This is a genomic window from Rhodovulum marinum, from assembly GCF_004343075.1.
In the GTDB taxonomy this organism is placed as follows: Bacteria; Pseudomonadota; Alphaproteobacteria; order Rhodobacterales; family Rhodobacteraceae; genus Rhodovulum; species Rhodovulum marinum.
Genome location: NZ_SLXP01000003.1, coordinates 93,378 through 111,538, shown reverse-complemented (window position 1 = coordinate 111,538; position 18,161 = coordinate 93,378). Strand labels below are relative to the sequence as shown.

General features: G+C 67.2%; 17 protein-coding genes. 12 read left to right on the top strand and 5 right to left on the bottom strand.

Annotated features, from left to right (window positions below; all coding sequences use genetic code 11):
* Positions 1–35: 35 nt before the first annotated feature.
* The 5 genes from EV662_RS06485 to modC all read left to right on the top strand — a co-directional run bounded on the left by EV662_RS06485 (position 36) and on the right by modC (position 4,019).
* Positions 36–962 carry a cation diffusion facilitator family transporter gene (locus tag EV662_RS06485; protein WP_132461346.1) on the top strand — a complete coding sequence of 309 codons (927 nt, stop codon included), beginning with the start codon at positions 36–38 and terminating at the stop codon, positions 960–962.
* Positions 963–1,001: 39 nt separating this feature from the next.
* Positions 1,002–1,385, top strand: a complete 384-nt coding sequence (locus tag EV662_RS06480; RefSeq protein WP_243695792.1) for a winged helix-turn-helix domain-containing protein — start codon at positions 1,002–1,004, stop codon at positions 1,383–1,385.
* A 66-nt stretch (positions 1,386–1,451) separates the two neighbouring features.
* Positions 1,452–2,234 carry a molybdate ABC transporter substrate-binding protein gene (gene modA, locus EV662_RS06475; RefSeq protein WP_132461345.1) on the top strand — a complete coding sequence of 261 codons (783 nt, stop codon included), beginning with the start codon at positions 1,452–1,454 and terminating at the stop codon, positions 2,232–2,234.
* A gap of 4 nt (positions 2,235–2,238) precedes the next feature.
* A complete protein-coding gene (gene modB, locus EV662_RS06470) occupies positions 2,239–2,934 on the top strand; it encodes a molybdate ABC transporter permease subunit (RefSeq protein ID WP_132461344.1) in 696 nt (231 codons plus the stop codon).
* Complete coding sequence (modC, locus tag EV662_RS06465) at positions 2,934–4,019, top strand: molybdenum ABC transporter ATP-binding protein (RefSeq protein WP_132461343.1); 1,086 nt, start codon at positions 2,934–2,936, stop codon at positions 4,017–4,019. The genes modB and modC overlap by 1 nt, the downstream gene beginning before the upstream one ends.
* Before the next feature lie 9 nt (positions 4,020–4,028).
* Here modC and EV662_RS06460 read toward each other — a convergent pair whose 3' ends face one another.
* Both EV662_RS06460 and EV662_RS06455 read right to left on the bottom strand, forming a co-directional pair.
* On the bottom strand, positions 4,029–4,952 hold the full coding sequence (locus EV662_RS06460) for a response regulator transcription factor (protein ID WP_132461342.1): 924 nt from the start codon (positions 4,950–4,952) through the stop codon (positions 4,029–4,031).
* Positions 4,942–8,316 carry a hybrid sensor histidine kinase/response regulator gene (locus EV662_RS06455; protein ID WP_132461341.1) on the bottom strand — a complete coding sequence of 1,125 codons (3,375 nt, stop codon included), beginning with the start codon at positions 8,314–8,316 and terminating at the stop codon, positions 4,942–4,944. The genes EV662_RS06460 and EV662_RS06455 overlap by 11 nt, the downstream gene beginning before the upstream one ends.
* A gap of 290 nt (positions 8,317–8,606) precedes the next feature.
* Between EV662_RS06455 and urtA the strand changes: the two genes are divergently transcribed.
* The 7 genes from urtA (at position 8,607) to EV662_RS06420 (ending at position 15,188) form a co-directional block, all read left to right on the top strand.
* Positions 8,607–9,875 (top strand): urea ABC transporter substrate-binding protein, encoded by a 1,269-nt coding sequence (urtA, locus tag EV662_RS06450; protein ID WP_132461340.1) that lies wholly within the window; start codon positions 8,607–8,609, stop codon positions 9,873–9,875.
* 119 nt (positions 9,876–9,994) lie between these two features.
* The gene (gene urtB / locus EV662_RS06445) at positions 9,995–10,903 is read left to right on the top strand and encodes an urea ABC transporter permease subunit UrtB (RefSeq protein WP_243695791.1); all 909 of its coding nucleotides are present in this window, start codon (positions 9,995–9,997) and stop codon (positions 10,901–10,903) included.
* Positions 10,904–10,913: 10 nt separating this feature from the next.
* On the top strand, positions 10,914–12,080 hold the full coding sequence (gene urtC, locus EV662_RS06440) for an urea ABC transporter permease subunit UrtC (protein WP_132461338.1): 1,167 nt from the start codon (positions 10,914–10,916) through the stop codon (positions 12,078–12,080).
* 9 nt (positions 12,081–12,089) lie between these two features.
* Positions 12,090–12,839 (top strand): urea ABC transporter ATP-binding protein UrtD, encoded by a 750-nt coding sequence (gene urtD, locus EV662_RS06435; protein ID WP_132461337.1) that lies wholly within the window; start codon positions 12,090–12,092, stop codon positions 12,837–12,839.
* A 12-nt stretch (positions 12,840–12,851) separates the two neighbouring features.
* Positions 12,852–13,541 carry an urea ABC transporter ATP-binding subunit UrtE gene (gene urtE / locus EV662_RS06430; protein ID WP_132461336.1) on the top strand — a complete coding sequence of 230 codons (690 nt, stop codon included), beginning with the start codon at positions 12,852–12,854 and terminating at the stop codon, positions 13,539–13,541.
* 32 nt (positions 13,542–13,573) lie between these two features.
* Complete coding sequence (gene fmdA, locus EV662_RS06425; protein ID WP_132461335.1) at positions 13,574–14,803, top strand: formamidase; 1,230 nt, start codon at positions 13,574–13,576, stop codon at positions 14,801–14,803.
* Between the two features lie 55 nt (positions 14,804–14,858).
* The gene (locus EV662_RS06420) at positions 14,859–15,188 is read left to right on the top strand and encodes an FmdB family zinc ribbon protein (protein WP_132461334.1); all 330 of its coding nucleotides are present in this window, start codon (positions 14,859–14,861) and stop codon (positions 15,186–15,188) included.
* On the opposite strand, the gene EV662_RS06415 is transcribed toward EV662_RS06420, so the two are convergent.
* Genes EV662_RS06415 through EV662_RS06405 form a run of 3 tightly spaced genes read right to left on the bottom strand, consistent with a single transcriptional unit; the run spans position 15,185 to position 18,107 of the window.
* A complete protein-coding gene (locus EV662_RS06415; RefSeq protein WP_132461333.1) occupies positions 15,185–16,060 on the bottom strand; it encodes an NAD-dependent epimerase/dehydratase family protein in 876 nt (291 codons plus the stop codon). The genes EV662_RS06420 and EV662_RS06415 overlap by 4 nt on opposite strands.
* Positions 16,057–16,893, bottom strand: a complete 837-nt coding sequence (locus EV662_RS06410) for a glycosyltransferase (RefSeq protein ID WP_132461332.1) — start codon at positions 16,891–16,893, stop codon at positions 16,057–16,059. Before EV662_RS06410 ends, EV662_RS06415 begins: the two co-directional genes overlap by 4 nt.
* Positions 16,890–18,107, bottom strand: a complete 1,218-nt coding sequence (locus EV662_RS06405; protein WP_132461331.1) for an NAD-dependent epimerase/dehydratase family protein — start codon at positions 18,105–18,107, stop codon at positions 16,890–16,892. Before EV662_RS06405 ends, EV662_RS06410 begins: the two co-directional genes overlap by 4 nt.
* Positions 18,108–18,161: the final 54 nt, after the last annotated feature.

The window sequence follows — 18,161 nt, the reverse complement described above, 5'->3', positions numbered from 1 at the left end:
CCCGCCGCCGGGCAGACAGCCACGGCCCGCCGTGCATGCCCCACGATCACGCCCATGCCCATCTCGACCCCGCCAGCGGCGACCGCCGGGTGTCGCTTGCGATCTGGGCGAGCGGCCTTCTGACGCTGGCGCAGATCGCCGGTGGACTGGCCTCGGGCAGCCTTGCGCTGATCGCCGACGCGGTGCACGATTTCTCGGACATGGCCGCGCTGGTCATCGCTTATGGCGCGCGCAAGCTGGCCCGCCGCCCGGCCGATGCCGCCATGACCTTCGGCTATGGCCGGATCGAGATCGTCGCCGCGCTGATCAACTACACCACGTTGGTCCTGCTGGGGCTGTTCCTGATCTACGAAGGCGCCATGCGGATCGTGGACCCGCCCCAGGTCGGCGGATGGACCGTGGTCATCGTGGCCGGCGTGGCGCTGGCGGTGGATGCGCTGACCTGGTCGATGCAAAGGCACCGCGTGAACATCCGCGCGCTGTTCCTGCACAACGTTTCCGATGCGCTGGCCTCGGTCGCGGTCATGGTGGGTGGCGCGCTGATCCTGCTCTATGACTGGCGCCTGGTCGACCCGCTGGTGACCATCGGCATCGCGCTTTACATCCTTTACCTCGCCTTGTCCGAGATCGGCGGCCCGATCCGCACCCTGATGCTGGGCAGCCCCGACCATATCGACAATGCCGAGGTGATCGCGGCGGTTTGCGCGGTCGAGGGCGTGGCGGGCGTGCACCACGTGCATTTCTGGCAGATGCAGGAACATGCGGCCGCGCTCGACTGCCACGTGGTGCTGACCGGGGCGGGCTGGCCCGCGCAAGAGACGGTCAAGGCCGCAATCAAGGCCATGCTGGCGGACCGCTTCGGGATCGGCCACTCGACGCTGGAATTCGAACATGTCGACCGTGCCCATGACGGTGCGGCGCTCTATGGCTGCCATGACGGGCCGCTGGGCGGCCGCGCGTAGCGCTTGCGCGCGGCGCGGTGCTGCTGGCATACCGGGGCCATGGCACGCGCGGCACCCCCTCCAGACCAGACCCCCAGCCTGCGGATCCGGATCGTGTTCGGCGCCGACGCGATGCTGGGCCCCGGCAAGGCCGACCTGCTGGAAGGTATCCGCGAGACCGGGTCCATCGCCGCGGCGGGCCGCGCCATGGCGATGAGCTACAAGCGCGCCTGGTCACTGGTGGAAGAGATGAATAACGCCTTCCGCGATCCCCTGGTCGACAGCACGCGGGGCGGGGCGCGCGGCGGGGGCGCGCGCCTGACCGAGGCCGGTGAAACCGTGCTGGCCAATTACCGCAAGCTCGAGGAAATCACCGCCGAGGCCGGGGCCGCGCGGATCGGAACGATCCAGTCGATGCTCAGGGATATGTCCGAAGGAAAATAACGCTTGCCGGATCGTTGGAGCGCTGCGATATGTTTTTCAGACCATAACCAGCAAAGGCCGCCCCCGATGCCCGTCCGCCCGTTCCTGTCCCGTACCGCCGCCCTGGCCCTTGCCATGACCACCGCGCTTTTCCCCCTGCAGGCCGCCGCGGACGATGTCACCGTCTTCGCCGCCGCCAGCCTCGCCAACGCCATGGCCGAGATCGAAACCGGGTTCGAGGCCGCGACCGGGCACGCCTTGACCGTGTCGCTGGCCGCCTCGTCGGCGCTGGCGCGGCAAATCCAGCAGGGCGCACCCGCCGATATCTTCATCTCGGCCAACCCGGGCTGGATGGACGCGCTCGTGGCCGACGGGCTGGTCGAACCCGGCACGCGCCGCGACCTTCTCTCCAACGCGATCGTCCTGATCGCCCATGACGCCGACACCACCCCGGTCGAGATCGCCCCGGACCTCGACCTTGCGGGCCTTCTGGGCGAGGGGCGCCTGGCCATGGCGCTGGTCGACGCGGTGCCCGCCGGCATCTACGGCAAGGCCGCGCTCGACAGCCTGGGGCTTTGGGACGGGATCGCGCCGCAGGTCGCGCAAACCGACAACGTCCGCGCCGCACTGGCGCTGGTGGCCGCCGGCGAGGCGCCGCTCGGCATCGTCTACGCGACCGATGCCGCCGCCGAGGACCGGGTCCGCGTGATCGGCACCTTCCCCGCCGACAGCCACCCCCCCATCGTCTATCCCGCCGCCGACCTGGCCAACCGAGACACCGCGGCCGAGGCGGCGTTCATGGCCTACCTCACCGGCCCCGAGGCGCGCGCCGCCTTCGAACGGCAGGGCTTCACCATGCTGGCGGAGTAGGCGCTTGGGCGACTGGCTGGGCCCCGAGGAATGGCAGGCGGTGGCGCTGTCGCTGCGCGTCGCCTTCTGGGCCACGCTGGTCAGCCTGCCCCTGGGCGTGTTCACGGCCTATGCCCTTGCGCGCTGGACATTCCCCGGGCGGCAACTCTTGAACGGCCTCGTCCACCTGCCGCTGATCCTGCCGCCGGTGGTCACGGGCTACCTGCTGCTGCTGACCTTCGGCACCCGGGGGCCGGTGGGCGGCCCGCTGGCCGATCTTGGCATCGTCTTCGCCTTTCGCTGGACGGGGGCGGCGCTGGCCGCGGGTGTCATGGCCTTCCCGCTGATGGTCCGTGCGATCCGCCTGTCGATCGAGGCAGTGGACCCGAAACTCGAACAGGCGGGGGCGACGCTGGGGGCCTCGCCGCTCTGGGTGTTCCTGACCGTGACCCTGCCGATGATCCTGCCCGGCATCGTCGCGGGCGCGATCCTGGCCTTCGCCAAGGCGATGGGTGAATTCGGTGCGACGATCACCTTCGTGTCGAACATCCCCGGCCAGACCCGCACCGTCCCGTCCGCGATCTATGCCTTCCTCCAGGTGCCGGGCGGCGAGGGGGCCGCTATGCGGCTGGTCCTGGTGTCGGTCGCCGTGGCGATGGCCGCGCTCCTGCTGTCCGAGGTGATCGGGCGCCGGGTCGCCCGGCGCGTGGGGGGCGGCTGATGCTGCAGGTCACGCTGCGCCACGCCTTCCCGGGATTTGCACTGGACGTGCGCTTCGAGGCGCCGCCGGGCGTCACGGTGCTGTTCGGCCGGTCTGGCTCGGGCAAGACGACGATCGTGAACGCGGTCGCGGGCCTGTTGCGCCCCGACGAGGGCCGCATCGCCGCGGGCGACTGGATATTGCTGGACACCGCCCGCGGCCGCCGCCTGCCGACGCATCGCCGCAGGCTGGGCTATATTTTCCAGGAGGGGCGGCTGTTCCCGCACCTGACGGTGCGCCAGAACCTGCTGTTCGGCCGCTGGTTCGCGCCCAAGGACGCCCCGCGCGAGGACATGGGCCATGTCGTCGATCTGCTGGGCATCGGTCATTTGCTCGACCGCCGCCCCGGCGCGCTTTCGGGGGGAGAGAAACAACGCGTCGCGATCGGGCGCGCGCTGTTGTCCGCGCCGCGCCTGATCCTGGCCGACGAACCGCTCGCCGCGCTCGACGAGGACCGCAAGGCCGAGATCCTGCCCTATTTCGAACGGCTGCGCGACGAGGTGTCGGTGCCGATCCTCTATGTCAGCCACTCGGCCTACGAGGTGGCCCGGCTGGCCACCACCGTCGTCGCGCTGAAAGACGGCCGCGTCCTGCGCCAGGGCCCCGCGGCCCAGGTGCTGGGCGATCCGTCCGTGACGCCCGCCGGCGCGCGCGAGGCCGGCGCGGTGATCGCGGCCCGGGTGGTGGCGCACCATGCCGACGGGCTGACCGAACTTTCCGCGGGCGGTGTTCCCCTGTTCCTGCCGCGCACCGATCTGGCGCCCGGCAGCCCGGTGCGCGTGCGCATCGCCGCCCATGACGTGCTTCTGGCGCGGACCCGGCCCGAGGGGCTGTCGGCGCTGAACATCCTGCCCGGCACCGTGCACGAGGTGCGCAGCCGCGGGGGGCCGGGCGCGATGGTGGCGCTGGATACGCCCGCGGGCCGGGTGCTTTCGCGGATCACCCGCCGTTCGGCCCAGGCGCTGGGGCTGGAGCCGGGCGTTGCCGTGCATGCCGTCGTGAAATCCGTCTCGGTCGCGCCGCAGGACGTGGGCGGCCCGGGCTGATGTGCCCGCTCAGGCGTTCAGCAGCCGGTCGGCGATCACCGCGGCCGAGGTGCGGTTGTCCACGCCCATCTTGTGGAACACCTGTTCCAGGTGCTTGTTCACCGTCCGCGCGCTGAGTTCCAGGATTTCGGCGATGTCGCGGTTGGTCTTGCCGCGGGTCAGCCAGAACAGCACCTCGGCCTCGCGGTCGGTCAGCCCGAAGGCCTCGGCCAGCAGGGACTCGTTCTCGCCCTCGGCATGGCGCTTGATCCGTACCATGATCTCGCCGGGATTCTGGCCCAGGTATTTCAATGCGAACCCGGACCCGGCAAAAGGCTGGGCGGTCGATATCGGCTGTTCGGCCAGCCCCGCCAGCCAGCGGGCCAACGGCGCGCTGGCGCGGCCTTCGGCGACCAGGGCGCGCGCCTCGGCGGTTTCCAGCAACGCCAGCGCCCCCGGCGAGCCCCAGGCCAGCCGCCCGTCGGGGGCAAAGGCCAGCACGCTTTGCCCCGCCTGTTCCAGCGCCATGCGCGCCGAGGCTATGGCGCGCGCGTTCAGCACGTGGGTGATGATCCGCGCGATCAGTTCGTCCACCACCACCGGCTTGGTGATGTAATCGACCCCGCCCGCGCGCAGCCCCTTCAGGATATGCTCGGATTCGGTCAGTCCGGTCATGAAGATCACCGGCGCGGGCTCGGGTCGCGGCCCTGATTTCAGCGCGCGGCAGGTCTCGAACCCGTCCATCCCGGGCATCATCGCGTCCATCAGGATCACGTCGGGCCGCACCCGGCGGGCCAGTTCGATCCCCTCGGCGCCGGACCGCGCCACCAGCACGGTCATCCCGTTGTCCTCCAGCGCGGTCGAGATCAGGCCCAGCGTCTCGGGCGCATCGTCGATCACCAGCGCGATCGAGCGGGCGGGCAACAGCGGCGCGGAAAGTGTCTCAGGCAGCATCGCGGGTCATCTCCTCCACCAGGCGCTGAAGCCCGGCCATGTCGAACTCGGCCAGCCGGTCGCGCAGCCGGGCCAGCGCGTCCGGTTCCAGCGCGCGGGCCTCTTCCAGCGCGTCCAGTTCGCGGCGCACGCCTGCCGCGTGGCCGATCCCGGCCAGGCTTTTCAACCGGGTCAGAACCTCTGGCCGGGCGGGCGGGCGCGGCCGCGCACCGGGCGCGGCCTCGGCGGCGAACGGATCCTCGAAGACCAGTTCGATCTTCATCAGGTCGGCCAGCCGCACCAGCACGTCGCGCAGCGAATAGGGCTTGACCACGAAGGCATCGTACAGCCCCTCGCGGTCGACCGGCATCCGCGCCTCCAGCGCATGGCCCGTCACCATCACGATCGGGGTCGAGCGGTATTCCGGCCGGTCGCGCAGCCGTCGGGCCAGCTGCCAGCCGTCCATCCCCGGCATGTCGATATCCAGGACGAACAGGTCGGGCGCGCAGTCGTCCAGGATGTCCAGCGCGGTTTCCGCATCCGGCACGGTCTGCACCAGGAACCCGATGGGTTTCAGCGCCGTATCCAGCAGCCGCAGGTGATCCAGGTCGTCATCGACCGCCATGATCGTCTTGCGCGGCCCCAGATAGCCCCGCGCCTTGAGCCGTTCGGGCGCCGCAGAGGCCGCGCGGGGCTGGTCGGCTTCGGGCATGACCGAAGGCAGCATCAGCCGCACCCGAAAGGTCGTGCCCTCGCCGGGGGTGCTTTCCACGGTGATCTCGCCGCCCAGGATGTCGACCAGAAGACGGGTGATCGTCAGCCCCAGCCCGGTGCCCGATCCGCCCTTGGCCGAAAGCCGTTCGAACGGCTTCCAGATGCGGTCCAACTGGTCCGCGGCGATGCCGATGCCCGTGTCGCACACCTCGATCACCGCGACCTCGTTGCGGTAATGCAGGTTCAGCGAGACCGAGCCCTTCTCGGTATAACGGATCGCGTTCGACAACAGGTTGATGATGATCTGGCGCAGGCGCTTCTCGTCGAAATCGATCCATTCGGGCAGGTTCCCGCTGGTGCGGATGCCGAAATCCAGCCCCTTCTCGCGGGCCGGCGCCTCGAAGATCTCGGTGACGTGGCGCAAGAGGATCGGCAGGTTGATCCGGTCGCGATAGATGTCCAGCCGCCCGGCCTCGATCTTGGAAATGTCCAGCAGGTTCTCGATCAGCCCGGCCAGGTGTTCCGATCCGCGCCGGATCGTGCGCACCGCGTCGCGGCGGCCGGCGGGCAGCGCGGGGTCGTTCTCCAGCACCTGCGCAAAGCCGTAGATCGCGTTCAGCGGCGTGCGCAGCTCGTGGCTGATGCCCGCCATGTAACGCGTCTTGGCCAGGTTCGCGGCCTCGGCCTTTTCCTTGGCACGCTGCAACGCGGCATCGGTGCGGTCATGGGCGCGGATTTCCCGCACCAGGCGCTGGGTCTGCAGGTCGGCCTCGTCGCGGGCCTTGTGCTGGCTTTCGATGGCCAGGATCAGGGTCCAGGCGATCACGCCGATGACCACCAGCGCGGTGCAGAAGATCACCGTCAGCACCGCGTCAAGGTCGGGGCTGTCCGCATGCGCCCGGATCAGCAAGAGCAGCCCGCCGAAGATCGCCGCCGGGATCGTCGTGCCGATCAGGAAGACCGACAGCCGGGACATCAACGCGCGGGCCAGCGGGCCGGGCAGGGCGGCATGCAGCGTCCGCACCACCATCGCGTCAAAGCGCCCATGCGGCTTGCAGCTGTCCCGGCAGGAACTGTCCAGCGTGCAGCACAGCGAACAGATCGGCCCGGCATAGAACGGGCAATGGGTCATGTCCTCGGGGTCGAAACGGTATTCGCAGATGCTGCAGGCGCAGGTGGCGCTGCGTCCGGTGTCGGCCGCCGGCGCGGCCTCGGCGGCGGGGCGGGCGATGTAGAACTGCCCGCCCGTGGCGCGCGCGATCACCGGCGCCATGACGAAGGCCGTCGCCAGCGCGATGAAGGCCGACAGCGCCTGCGCCACCTCGCCCATGATCCCCGAATGGGCCACGAAGGACAGGATCACCGCGCCCCCCATCGCGCCGATCCCCACCGGGTTCACGTCGTAAAGATGCGCGCGGCGAAACTCGATCCCCCGGGGGCTCAGGCCCAGCGGCTTGTTGATGACCAGGTCTGCGGTAAGCGCCCCGATCCAGGCCAGCGCCACGTGGGAGTAAAGGCCGAGGATATGTTCCAGCGCGCCGAATACGCCCAGTTCCATCAGCATCAGCGCGATGGCCACGTTGAACACCAGCCAGACCACCCGCCCCGGGTGGCTGTGGGTCAGCCGCGAAAAGAAGTTCGACCACGCGATCGAACCCGCATAGGCGTTCGTCACGTTGATCTTCAGCTGGCTGAGGATAACGAAACCGCCCGTCAGCGCCAGTGCCAGCCCGGGCGAGGACAGCACCTGTTCGAAGGCGGTGTGGTACATCCGGGTGGGGTCGGTCGCGTCCTTCGGCGGCACCGCGGCCCCGACCGCCAGCGTCACCAGGAACGACCCCGCCAGCATCTTTGTCACGCCCAGCACCGACCAGCCCGGCCCCGCGGCCAGCAGCGCCGCCCACCAGCGCCGCCGCTCGGCCGCGGTTTTCGGCTCGGGCAGGAAGCGCAGGAAATCCACCTGCTCGCCGATCTGCGCGATCAGCGACAGCGCGACACCCGACGCCGCCCCGATCATCAGGATCGTCGCGCCGTCCTTGCCATCGACGCCCTCATAACCGGTCCAGCCCGACAGGTCGGTGCCCGCCCAGGCCAGCAGGACGAAGGGCATCAGGTGCAGCACCACCCAGAACGGCTGGGTCCAGGTCTGGAACGCCGAGATCTTGGAAAACCCGTTCACCACCAGCGGGATCACCACCAGCGCCGACAGGATATAGCCCAGCGTCACCGGGATCCCGAAACACAGCTCCAGCGCCAGCGCCAGGATCGCCGCCTCGAGCGCGAAGAAGATGAAGGTGAAGCTGGCATAGATCAGCGAGGTCACGGTCGACCCGATATAGCCGAACCCCGCCCCCCGGGTCAGCAGGTCGATATCGACCCCGTAGCGGGCCGCGTAATAGCTGATCGGCAGGCCCGTCAGGAACAGCACCGCGCCCACCAGCATGATCGCGATGATCGCCGCATCGAACCCGTAGGTCAGCGTGATCGCGCCGCCGATCGCCTCCAGCGCCAGGAACGAGATCGAGCCGAGCGCCGTGTTGGCCACGCGCGCATGGCTCCAGCGGCGGGCCCGCCGCGCGGTGAAGCGCAGCGTGAAATCCTCCATCGTCTCGTTGGCGACCCAGCGATTATAGCTACGCCGGCCGCCGGTCGCGCTGAACGGAACGTGCATGCGTCCTTCACCCCATCGTCTGCCGACGAAAGATGCCGCGCTGCGGCAATCCTCGCCGACCGTTCTCGCAGCTGCCTGTGCCCCTGTGGTGCCGGCGCTTTGCACGGCCCTCGGGCCGGGCACCGGTCACGTTCCACAAATCGGATCATAGGTGGAAAAACGCGCACTCCCATACGTCATTCGACGTATACTGCGGCGCAGCATTTCCTGCGAGCCTTCCTGTCAGGGGCGAGGGCAGACACCTCGCCGTTCTCCCGCAACGGACCTGACTGACCTGACAAGGAGGCGAGATGACAGATTCTTCCAAACCGACCATGCCCGGTGTAAGCCGCCGCGCCGTTCTGGCCGGGGGCGCCGCGCTGACCGCATCGCTGTTCGCGCCCAAGGGCCTGCGCGCCCAGGATTTCCCGACCGCAGCCGTCAACACCACGGGGCTGGCTGTCACCGACGACACCGTGACCATCGGCATCCTGCATTCGGTGACCGGCACTATGGCGATCTCGGAAACCGGGTCCGTGCAGGCCGAGAAGCTGGCCATCGAGCAGATCAACGCCCAGGGCGGCATCCTCGGGCGCAAGATCGAGTACATCCAGGAAGACGGCGCGTCCGACTGGCCGACCTTCGCCGAGAAGGCCAAGAAACTGCTGGTCAACGACAAGGTGGCGTCCGTCATGGGCTGCTGGACCTCGGCCAGCCGCAAGGCGGTGCTGCCCGTATTCGAGCAGTATAACGGCTTTCTCTACTACCCGACCTTCTACGAGGGCCTCGAACAGTCGCCCAACGTCATCTACACCGGGCAAGAGGCCACCCAGCAGATCATCGCCGGGCTTGACTGGGTCAACCAGACCAAGGGCGCCAAGACCTTCTACCTGCTTGGCTCCGACTACATCTGGCCGCGCACCTCGAACAAGATCGCCCGCAAGCATATCGAGAACTTCATGGAGGGCTGCGAGGTCGTGGGCGAGGAGTACTATCCGCTCGGCCACACCCAGTTCAACTCGGTCATCAACAAGATCCGCCTGCGCAAACCGGACGTGATCTACGCCATCGTCGTCGGCGGCTCGAACGTGGCCTTCTACAAGCAGCTCAAGGCCGCGGGCATCGACATGACCGAGGAGAAACCGATCCTGCTGACGATTTCCGTGACCGAGGACGAGATCCGCGGCATCGGCGGCGAGAACATCGAGGGCGCCTATGCCTGCATGAAGTACTTCCAGTCGCTGGAAAACGACAACAACCTGGAATTCGTCAAGGCCTTCAAGGAGATGTGGGGCGACGACATGGTGATCGGCGACGTCACCCAGGCCGCCTATCTGGGCCCGTGGCTGTGGAAGGCCGCCGTCGAAAAGGCCGGCAGCTTCGATGTCGACAAGGTGCGCGAGGCGTCCCCGGGGATCGAACTGACCAGCGCGCCCGAGGGCTATGTGAAGGTCCACGAAAACCACCATCTCTGGTCCAAGACCCGCGTCGGCCGCGCCAAGGCCGACGGCCAGTACGAGGTGGTCTACGAAACCGCCGACCTGGTGGAACCCGATCCCTTCCCGGAAGGCTACCAGTAAGCGGCGCACCCGGGCGGCCCGGCCAGGTCCCAAGGGCCGGGCCGCTTCGGATCCCTCTCTTCCCGTCCATCCGTTCCCCGCCTCAAGGAGGAATTGCCCCCGTGTTTGCCGGATATTCCATGGGCGAGCTGACCGCGATCTTCGCGATGCAGGGCTTCGCCGGTCTCATTCTCTTCTCGGTCTTCGTGCTGATGGCGCTGGGCCTTGCGATCATCTTCGGCCAGATGGGCGTGATCAACATGGCGCACGGGGAGTTCATGATCCTCGGCGCCTACGTGACCTACCTGGTGTCGCATGTCTTCGCCGACATCATGCCGGCGCTGTTCTCGATGTATTTCTTCGTGGCGATGGCGCTGGCCTTCGTGGCGGCGGGTGCGCTGGGCATGTTCGTCGAATGGGCGATGATATGTCATCTGTACAAGCGCCCGCTGGATACGCTTCTGGCCACCTGGGGCCTGTCGCTGATCCTGCAACAGCTCTACCGCTCGATCTTCGGCGCGCGCGAGGTGGGCGTCACCATTCCCGACTGGATGATGGGGTCGCTGCCGCTGACCGACATGATCGAGGTGCCGATCAACGGCATCTTCGTGATGGTGCTGGCGGTGGGCATCTCGATCGCCATCTACGTGCTGATGTTCCGCTCGGGCTGGGGCCGGCAGGTGCGCGCGATCAACCAGAACCGGGTGATGGCCGATGCCGTCGGCATCAACACCGCCTGGACCGACCGCATGACCTTCGGCATCGGCTGCGGGGTCGCGGGCGTGGCGGGGTCGGCCTTCACGATGATCGGATCGACCGGCCCGACGGCGGGCCAGCAATACATCGTCGACACCTTCCTGGTGGTCGTCTTCGGCGGCGCGGGCAGCCTGCTGGGCACCATCGCCTCGGCCTTCTCGATCAGCCAGGCCCAGTCGATCATGGAATTCTTCCTCTCGGGCTCGATGGCCAAGGTCCTGACGCTCCTGGTGGTCGTGGGCATCCTGATGCTGCGCCCGCAAGGCCTGTTCGCCCTGAAACTTCGCAAGTGAGGGACACCCGATGCAGACCGACCGCAAGAACCGCTTTCTGACCCGCGAAGAGGCCGTCTATTTCGCCATCCTCGCCGCCGTGGTCTTCCTGATCCTTCCGCTGGCGCTCGACCCGTTCCGGCTGAACCTGTTCGGCAAGTACCTGACCTATGCCTTCGTCGCCATCGGCCTGGTGCTGTGCTGGGGGGCGGGGGGCATCCTCAGCCTCGGGCAGGGGGTGTTCTTCGGGCTGGGGGGCTATTGCATGGCAATGTTCCTGAAACTCGAGGCTTCGACGCCGGAAAACACGGCGATCCAGTCCACGCCGGGAATTCCCGACTTCATGGACTGGAACCAGATCACCGCGCTGCCCTGGTGGTGGGAACCGTTCCACTCGCTCTTCTTCAGCCTGCTGGCGGTGGTGGTGGTGCCGGTCGTCTTTGCCTTCATCGTCGGGGTCGCGATGTTCCGCCGTCGGGTGGGGGGCGTCTACTTCGCCATCATCACCCAGGCCATCGCCGCGATCCTGACGATCCTGATCATCGGCCAGCAGGGGTTCACCGGGGGCGTCAACGGCATCACCGACCTGCGCACCCTGAACGGCTGGGACATCCGCACAGACGAGGCCAAGACGGCGCTTTACTTCGTCAACGGCGCGCTGCTTTTCGCCTGTCTCTTCGCCGCGCAATATGTCCGCCGCTCGAAACTGGGCCGCCTTCTGATCGCCATGCGCGACCAGGAGGACCGGGTGCGGTTCTCGGGCTACGACGTGGCCAGCTTCAAGATCTTCGTGTTCTGCCTGGGTGCGGCCTTCGCAGGCATCGGCGGGGCGATGTTCACGCTCCAGGTCGGCTTCATGTCGCCCACGCTGGTCGGCATCGTACCCTCGATCGAGATGGTGATCTTCGCGGCCGTGGGCGGGCGGTTGTCGATCCTTGGCGCGGTTTACGGCACGCTTCTGGTGAACTGGGCCAAGACCACGTTCTCCGAAAGCTTTCCCGAACTCTGGCTCCTGGGCCTCGGCGCGCTGTTCATCGCGGTCGTCATGACCTTCCCCAATGGCCTTGCCGGGCTGTGGTCGGAACAGATCATGCCGCGGGCGAGAAAGCTTTTCGCAGGCGGCACGGCCAGACCCGCCCCCGCATCCCCCGACACCGCCGCGGGCCTGACCCAGCCCCGCAAGGCCGCAGCCGAGTGAGGTGACCCCATGGACTACAACAACCCCAACTTCGTGCTGATGGTCGAGGACCTGACCGTGTCCTTCGACGGCTTCAAGGCGGTCAACGGCCTCAGCTTCTATGTCGAACCGAACGAGTGCCGCGTGATGATCGGGCCGAACGGCGCGGGCAAGACCACCGTCCTCGACCTGATCTGCGGCCGGACCAAGGCGACATCGGGCTCGGTCAGCTTCAAGGGCAAGGAACTGCTGACCATGCGCGAGGACCAGATCGTCCTGGCGGGCGTCGGGCGCAAGTTCCAGACCCCGTCCGTCTACGAGGATCTCAGCGTCTTCGAGAACCTCGAACTCAGCTTCCCGCGCGGCCACGGCGTGTTCGGCTCGCTGTTCTTCCGCCGCGACGCCGAGGTCAAGGAGCGCATCGCCGAGATCGCCGAGACGATCTTCCTCGCCGACCTGCTGGACGAGAAGGCGGCCTTCCTCAGCCACGGCCAGAAGCAGTGGCTCGAGATCGGGATGCTGCTGATCCAGGACCCGGAACTGTTGATGCTGGACGAACCCGTCGCCGGAATGTCGGTGGCCGAGCGCAAGAAGACCGCCGAGTTGCTGAACCGGATCATCGACCACCGCTCGGTCATCGTGATCGAGCACGACATGGGCTTCGTCGAGGATATCGCGACCCGCGTCACGGTCCTTCACCAGGGCAAGACCCTGTCAGAGGGCTCGATGGAGCGGGTGAAGAACGATCCCAAGGTCATCGAAGTCTACCTGGGCCACTGAGGAGCGCGCGCCATGCTGAACGTCACCGACCTGCACGCCGCCTACGGGCAATCGGAAATCCTGCACGGCCTGCACCTGAACGTCGCCCCGGGCGAGATCGTGGCCATCATGGGCCGCAACGGCATGGGCAAGACCACGCTGATGAAGACGCTGATGGGGATTGTCCCCGCCACCGGCGGCACCGTCCGCGTGGACCAGGCCGAGATCACCGGCATGAAACCCCACCAGCGCGTCGCCAACGGCGTGGCCTACGTGCCCCAGGGCCGGATGATCTTTTCGGCGATGACCGTCGAGGAAAACGTCGAAACCGGCCTGACCGTCACCGGTCGGAAACAGGTGCCCTCCGATATCTACGAACTGTTCCCGGTGCTTCTGGAAATGAAATCGCGCCGCGGCGGCAACCTGTCGGGCGGCCAGCAACAGCAGCTGGCCATCGCCCGCGCGCTGGCCTCGAACCCCAAGGTGCTGTTGCTGGACGAACCGACCGAGGGCATCCAGCCCAACATCATCCGCGACATGGCCAAGACCCTGCGCCGCATCCGCGACCAGCGGGGCCTGTCCATCGTCGTGTCGGAACAGGTGCTGAGTTTCGCGCTGGATGTCGCCGATCGCGTGATGGTGATCGAGAACGGCACCTTCGTCCATGACAGCCCGCGCGCGGGCGTGGACGAGGCGAAAGTCTCGAAATTCTTGTCCGTTTGACCCTTCAACCCTGGCAGAAAGAGAGGAAGACCATGGCTGATACCCTCATCTCGGTGGACCTTAGCGAAAGCCCGCACACCAACGACTGCGTGCATAACCGCTGGCACCCCGACATCCCGATCGCCGTCTGGGTCGATCCGGGCGACGATTTCAAGATCGAGACCTATGACTGGACCGGCGGGCAGATCCACAACAACGACGATGCCGCCGACGTGCGCGACGTCGAACTTGAACAGGTGCACTACCTGTCCGGCCCCATCGGCGTGAAGGGTGCCGAGCCGGGCGATTTGCTGGTGGTCGAGATCCTCGATATTGGCGCCAAGGAAGAAATGCTCTGGGGCTTCAACGGCTTCTTCTCGAAACAGAACGGCGGCGGGTTCCTCACCGACCACTTCCCCGAGGCGCAGAAATCGATCTGGGATTTCCACGGCATGTTCACCTCGTCGCGCCACGTGCCGGGGGTGAAATACGCGGGCCTCATCCATCCGGGTCTGATCGGCTGTCTGCCCGACCGCAAGATGCTGGACATGTGGAACACCCGCGAAAAGGCCCTGGTCGACACCGATCCCGACCGCGTGCCCCCGCTGGCCGCGCTGCCCAACACCCAGTCGGCCCACATGGGCAAAATGACGGGCGAGGCGCGTGACAAGGCCGCCGCCGAGGGCGCGCGCACCGTGCCCCCGCGCGAACATGGCGGCAATTGCGACATCAAGGACCTCAGCCGCGGCTGCAAGATCTACTTCCCCGTCTACGTGGACGGCGCGGGCCTTTCGATGGGCGATCTGCATTTCAGCCAGGGCGACGGCGAGATCACCTTCTGCGGCGCCATCGAGATGGCCGGCTGGCTGCACCTCAAGGTGGACCTGATCAAGGACGGTTGCTCGAAATACGGGATCAAGAACCCGATCTTCAAACCCTCGCCCATCGCGCCGAAATACGACGACTACCTGATCTTCGAAGGCATTTCCGTCGACGAGCAGGGCAAGCAGCATTACCTCGACGTCCACGTCGCCTATCGCCAGGCCTGCCTCAACGCCATCGAATACCTCAAGAAATTCGGCTATACCGGCGCGCAGGCCTACGCGATCCTCGGCACCGCGCCGGTGCAGGGGCATATCTCGGGGGTGGTGGACATTCCCAACGCCTGCGCCACGCTCTGGCTGCCCACCGACATCTTCGAGTTCGACGTCAAACCCGGCAGCGACGGGCCGACGAAATATCTCGACGGGTCCATCGACGTGCCGCTGGCCCCCGATCTCTGACCGTTCCCGGGGGCCGTGTCACCGCGCGGCCCCCTGACCTTACCCGGAGGCCCCGATGCCCTATTACGATTACGCCTGCGATGATTGCGGCCCCTTCACCGGCTTTGCCGCCATGGCCGATTTCGACAAGCCCGCCGCCTGTCCCTGCTGCGGCGGCGAGGCACCCCGCGCGTTGTTCACGGCGCCGAAACTCGCCATCGTCGGCAGTTCCGTCCGCCGCGCGCACGAGACCAACGAACGCGCGCAACACGAACCGAAACGCTCGGGCCACGGTGCGGGCTGTTCCTGTTGCTCGGGTGGATCGAAAAAGAAATCCGGCACGCTGCACCGCCCCGACGGGTCCAAGAGTTTCCCGGGCAAACGCCCCTGGATGATCTCACACTAGCGGGACAAGAGATCGGGCAGGGTGGCGCGCAGCCGTGCCATCCCGCCCGGCCGCCAGCCCAACACCCGCGCCCGGTCGGTCTTCATGGCACTCACCGGGCTGTCGCTGGCCGGGGGCAGGGGGGAACCGATCCCCTCGGCCTCGACCACCAGCGCCAGCAGGTCGCGTCGGTCCAGCAGGATGTCCGACAGGTTCACCGCCCGCCCCGAAACCGCGTCCGCCGGGGCCTGCCGGATCAATCGCGCCGCGGCGGCCAGGTCGGCGCCGTGCAGTTCCGTGCCCCGCCGGGGCGCGATGGGCCGGCCCGCGCGGAAATCCTCGAACAGACCGGCCCATTTGTGGCGCTGCCCCGGGCCCGCCGGGCCGTAAACCCCCGTCGCCCGAAGCGCCACCGGCACGAAGCCCCTGGCCGCCAACCCGAACAGGGTGTCCTCGGCCCGCGCCTTCACCTCGCCATACAGCGTGTCGGGTCGGGGCGGCATCTCCTCGCTCAACGCGGTGCCGGGCGGGTAGGCGCCATAGACCGCGCGGGTGGACAGGAACAGCACATGACGCACGCCCGCCACGCGCGCCGCCTCGAACAGGGCGACCGAGCCGTCCAGATTTGCCCGCACGAACCCCTCGGGGTCGTCGCCCTCGCCGCCGCGATAGCGCCCCGGCACATGGGCAAAAGCGCAGTGGATCACCGCGTCATGCCCCGACAGGTCCGGCCGGTCGCCCAGCGCATAGGGCAGGTGCCGGACGGGACCGGAAAAGAACCCCGGCGCGGGCGGCTGCCGCGTCAGCACGGTCACCGGCTCTCCGCGCGCCAGCGCCTCTTCGACGAAGAACCGCCCGACCAGCCCCGTCGCGCCGGTGACGGCCAGGCTCATGGCGTGGGGCCGGGCAGGGTGGTGGGGTCGGGAACATCCGCGCCCCGCTCATAGGCCCGCCACAGCTCGATCAGCGGGCGCAGCCGGTCGGCCTTGGGGTGGTCCTGCCACGGTTTCTCGTACTGGAAATGCAGAACCCGGATCGCCGACCAATCCCACAGCGCGGGCAGGTTCAGCCAGACATATTGCAGCATGTTGTCGAACACCGGCAGCCCGTGCCAATCGGGGAACCACTCTTGCAGAAATGTCTGGTCGGTCCGCCGCCAGAACGCGCCCGGCGCGTCCAGCCGGGCCAGCATCCGGTGATAGGTCTCGGGATGGGGCCGCGCGGTGAACACGCCGGAATTCATCCGGTGGAAATCGGCGAGGCTTTCATAGACATTCGGGGCCGCGCAGAACTCGGGGTAATGGAACAGCCGGTCGATGGGCTTCAGCACCAGCGTATCGGCATCCAGGAACACCACCCGCTCGTAATCCAGCTGCCACAGCCGCAGCTTGCAGAAATTGTCGAGCGGCGTGTGAAAGGCCGGTTTCTCGCCCTTGGTGAAGGGCGCGACCCCGTGCAGCCGGTCCCGTGCATGGGCGGCGTTGAACGCGTCCGACAGTCGCAACAGGTCCACCTCGACGAGCCTTGCGCCCAGATCGGCCAGCGGCGCCAGGCTTGCCTCGGGCACGCCGCCGGTGTGCAGAACGCACAGATCCGCGGGCGTTCCCGTCAGGCGAAGAGACCGCAACAAGGCCTTGGCCCCCAACGCGAAATCCGCGTTCGTGACCAGCGTGACATAGGCGAAGGGCCCGCCCGCCGGGCGCGCGGGCCGCACTCCCTTGCTCACGACACGGACTTGAGCTTCTTGCCCTCGACGTCGCGCACCACGCGCGTGCCGATATCCCGGGTCCAGGCCGATACGCAGGGCACGCGGCTGCGGTCGACGCGGTGGGCGAACTTGCGCGCGATCTCGACCACCTCGGTCAAAAGTCCCTCTTCCAGCGTGATCGGCTCCAGCCCCAGGTCGAGGAAATGGTCGTTCTTCACCAGCAACTCGTTCTCGGCGGCCTCTTTCCGCGGGTTCGGCAGATAGGCGATCTTCGCACCCGTCAGTTTCGCCACCAGTTCCGCCAGGTCGCGCACCCGGTGCGTTTCGGTCATCTGGTTGAAGATCTTGACCCGCTCGCCGGCCTCGGGGGCATCCCCCAGCGCCAGTTCGATACAGCGCACCGTGTCCTGGATATGGATAAAGGCCCGCGTCTGCCCGCCGGTGCCATGCACCGTCAGCGGATAGTCGATCGCCGCCTGCGCCAGGAACCGGTTCAGCACAGTGCCGTAATCGCCGTCATAGTCGAACCGGTTGACCAGCTGTTCGTGCCGCTTGGTCTGGTCGGTATTGGTGCCCCAGACGATGCCCTGGTGCAGGTCGGTGATCCGCAGCCCGTCGTTCTGGGCGTAGAACTGGAACAGGATCTGATCGAGGCTCTTGGTCATGTGATAGACCGACCCGGGCCGGGTGGGATAGAGGATCTCCATCCCCTTGGGGCCGTCGGGCGTGTCGATATTGACGTCCAGGTATCCCTCGGGGATCGGCGCGCCGATCGTGGAATAGCCATAGACGCCCATGGTCCCGAGGTGCACCAGGTGCGCGTCGATGCCGGTTTCCACCATCGCCACCAACAGGTTGTGGGTCGCGTTGATGTTGTTGTCGACGGTATAGATCTTGTGCCGCTCCGAGATCATCGAATAGGGCGCGGCGCGTTGTTCGGCGAAATGGATCACCGCGTCGGGGCGCTCTTCGGCCAGCCAGTCGCGCAACCGGTAATACTCCTTGGCCAGGTCGATCAGGTGAAACCGGATCGTCTCGCCCGACACTTCCTTCCAGATCCGGCAGCGTTCCTGGATCGAATCCATCGGCGTCAGCGACTGCACGCCCAGTTCGGTGTCGATCCAGCGCCGGCTGAGGTTGTCGATGATATGGACCTCGTGGCCGAGGTTGGACAGGTGCAGCGAGGTGGGCCAGCCACAGAAACCGTCGCCGCCGAGAACCGCAATCTTCATCGACATCTCCTTTCGGATCAAAGGCGCAGGCCCTCTGACATGCCCGTGCCCGTT